Here is a 3,230-nt window from a genome sequence, read left to right as displayed (position 1 = left end):
GGCGGGATAGAAGTTATCCACGAGCGGTAAAAAGAAGGCCCAGTCGCTACGCGACTAGGCCTTCAAAAAGGTATTAAATGCTTCTTAACTTACAAGCATTACGCCATATGGCGGGGCTTTTTATATCTACATCATTCTTTATTGATTCAACGAAACCAGTGCTTCAGCGGTTGCGTCCTGAACTGATATGAACAACGATCGAATTTCACCCGTTGGCGTTCGCATTGGGTTAAGCGTGATGTTCTGATACATGTAATCCGCTTGCTGCGTCACAGGGCGCACATTACGGCATTTGAATAGGTATGGGCGCTGTTGCCATGTAATGAAGCTTCGGCAACCTAAATCATAAACAGGTTTTGTCTTAAGCTTAAACCAATCTGATGGAATTTCAGGAAACAGTTCGAAGATAGACTTACCAATTGCATCATGAGCTTGAATGCCACTATGATGCGTCATAAAGCCATTCCAGACTTGAACATTGTGCTCTCTATCGATTACAACCAAGCCCAAATCCACGTTTTGTACCATGTCCACCATCCAGTGGAATTGCTCAAATTCAGCAGGAAGATTTAACATTAAAAGTCCTCCATTAGGTACGACAGTTTGTTATCTAGGAGTGGCAGAGATTCATCGACGAACATGAACAGTAAGTCACAACGAATGGATGTACCGTCTATGTTATAGCTCACCTCGAATGTCATCGTTTTCTTAAATGAACCAGAGGTAGACTTGATAACAGAATCTATTGAAATGTGCTGACCTAAAAGAACTGGCGAGCTCTGGAAAAAGCGTACTTCAGATTGCTCACCTAAACCATTCAGGAAAGAGCCCACTAATATGTTAGATACATCCATTAGAAGCTCTAGTTCTTCAAGTTCTTCGCTTTCAGCCGGAACTTTCATCAGCTTTTTAAGGTCTGAAACACTAGAATCACTGAGAAGTACAAGTGCTTCACCGGCGATGCCTTCCCCACTGAAGCCTTGGCATACTCCCGAAACTTGATCGTTTTCAGCAAGATCTCTCAAGGCCATGTGGAGCTCACTCACCTCAAAAATATTGACGTTTGGCAAAGGGAGATGGACAAACACATCGAAATGACGCGCGAGCGCATCCGCAGCACGACCAATGGATACGTTAGCGACTTCCATATAGATGTCACGGCGACGCAGAATTGGGAGCTCAATGGAGACTGGCGTAATGATTTGAGGGCGACTATTCGGCTCAACCAGCTCTTTAAGAACGGCATTAAGAGCATCTTTATTAATGGGCTTTTGAATAAAAGCTTTCGCCCCTAGCGCCATCACTCGCTCTTTGGCTTTAGGTTGAATATCACCAGAAACAACGACAACAGGAATATCGAGGCCACGATTTCGAATCTCTTCTAAAGTACCAAAGCCATCTAATTCCGGCATGGTCAAGTCGAGGAACATCAATTTGAATGGATTAGCTTCGAGCTGTTCCAACGCATCTAAACCATGCACGGCAAAAGTAATATCAGCGTTTAACGAAGCCGGCAGAGAGCGAGCCATCTGCTTTCTTGCTAAAGCGGAGTCATCACAAATAAGGACAGGATACGACATTCCTACATTAACTCCCATTTATCTAACGAATAAAACCAGTGTAACAGATACTAAACGTATCAGGTACTGCAACCATAGTTTAGTGATTGGTTTCTATATAATAAGAATGTAGCAGAACAAAAAGAGAGAACCGCGACGAATACGGATTTATTGATAAAGAAGAGACTTGAAGAGAGGAAAATAGGTATTTATCGATAAACTCTAGACACAAAAAAGCCTTCCGAAGAAGGCCTTTCAAGCTAGCTACTACTGAGCCATACGAATGAGTGATTTACCAATCAACCATTCTAGCTCTTTAGCGCTACCTTCGCCGAACTGGCTTTCAGTCATCTTGTATAGACGATCGATACCATTGCTCGCGAACTCATGCGTGCTTTGTGATGTCACGATATGGTGGAACAATAGACGTAGGATCGCTAGAAACTCTTCGTTATCAAGTGCAGCTACCCAGCTATCTGAAAACTCTTTTAAACCTTTTTCAAACTCAACATGATCGACGAACATTTTGAAAATGCGTCCATCCAGTGCTGCAGTGAAATCCGTCTTTTTAGGAAAATGGTGGCTAATACCCGTTCTAGAAACACCGGTCTGTTGGCTCAGTGTTGTGTATGACATTTTGTCATAACCTAGACGCAAAAGCTGGTCTACTACTGCATCCATAATCTTCTGAATCGTAATTTCGGTATCTTCTTTACTACGCTTTGGCATATTCAGGCTCTTCTCTCTGTAAATCCGTCTAACTCTATAATGAGTCTTCTTATCGACGTCTAAATTAGCTTCCGTGTCAATTTACGCATCAATAAACGAGACGATTTATCAATATCAAAAACGTAAAGGACATTATCACAATTAAACCGTACGAACCATCTAATTGTTTGCAAACTAACATTCCATAACTTCAATTATATATGAAATTTATAGAATACTTAGACGTTATTAATTGTTTATATAATTATGAACCAACGATAATCTTACAAATTGCCAGTCCTTACAACTAACTGAATAGCATTCTGACAACGAAATGACATAAATTTTCGTAATTTATTGACATAGGTCACACTTAAATAGGAGCTATTCGCAAGTCTTTGTCCGTTTTTTAATCATTAGTCAACATAGCATACCATTTTTCCCATGAAACCTAGTGCGCTTGTTTTTATGGATTAGCTTCAAAATTCTCGATACTATAAGACCATTATTTGTAAGAGGATATTTGAGATGACCACAGAACAAGATCAAGTATGTGAAGCATGTGGCTGTGCTGGTGAAATGGGCTTCATTATCAAAGAAGGTGATGACGTTGCTGAAGTAACCATTATGGCAGCAGGGCAAGCACTTCTTGAATCTGAACTAGCAAAATACGTTGAGCTAGCAAAGCAAGTGTGTGCAAATGTACAACACGAAATCACACCTATTGAACAAGATTCGACTGAACTTACTGCCCGTTTCCAATTTGAAGTTAGCGCTGAAAAGCTAATCTTCGAACTGAAAACTCGCTCTCTAACGCGCTAAGTTCGTTCAAACAATCTCTTAAAACGGGCTCCTATGCCTAATGCCGATCAGTTAAGGGTTAAATGATCGGTTGAACGATCCTTCCAAGGTGTCAAAATCCGAGTGTATTCCATGCACTCGGATTTTTTATGTTTCTAAGAC

The 3,230-nt window shown here is 41.0% G+C and carries 4 protein-coding genes; 1 reads left to right on the top strand and 3 read right to left on the bottom strand.

The genetic code is table 11. The annotated features are described in order from the left end of the window. Nucleotides 1-138 precede the first annotated feature (138 nt). From F0231_RS20560 to F0231_RS20550, 3 genes are all read right to left on the bottom strand, one after another. Nucleotides 139-576: a PAS domain-containing protein gene (locus F0231_RS20560; RefSeq protein ID WP_171761540.1), complete on the bottom strand. Its 438-nt coding sequence runs from the start codon at nt 574-576 to the stop codon at nt 139-141. Further along, nucleotides 576-1,580 carry a response regulator gene (locus F0231_RS20555; RefSeq protein WP_171761539.1) on the bottom strand — a complete coding sequence of 335 codons (1,005 nt, stop codon included), beginning with the start codon at nt 1,578-1,580 and terminating at the stop codon, nt 576-578. The genes F0231_RS20560 and F0231_RS20555 overlap by 1 nt, the downstream gene beginning before the upstream one ends. Before the next feature lie 246 nt (nt 1,581-1,826). Then, complete coding sequence (locus F0231_RS20550) at nt 1,827-2,288, bottom strand: TetR/AcrR family transcriptional regulator (RefSeq protein ID WP_171761538.1); 462 nt, start codon at nt 2,286-2,288, stop codon at nt 1,827-1,829. 507 nt (nt 2,289-2,795) lie between these two features. Here F0231_RS20550 and F0231_RS20545 point away from each other — a divergent pair. Next, nucleotides 2,796-3,089: a YfcZ/YiiS family protein gene (locus F0231_RS20545; RefSeq protein WP_171761537.1), complete on the top strand. Its 294-nt coding sequence runs from the start codon at nt 2,796-2,798 to the stop codon at nt 3,087-3,089. Nucleotides 3,090-3,230: the final 141 nt, after the last annotated feature.

Source organism: Vibrio sp. RE86 (assembly GCF_013114545.1).
Lineage (GTDB): Bacteria > Pseudomonadota > Gammaproteobacteria > Enterobacterales > Vibrionaceae > Vibrio.
Note: the sequence above shows the minus strand (reverse complement) of the source record. Positions and strands in the feature narration are given on the sequence as shown.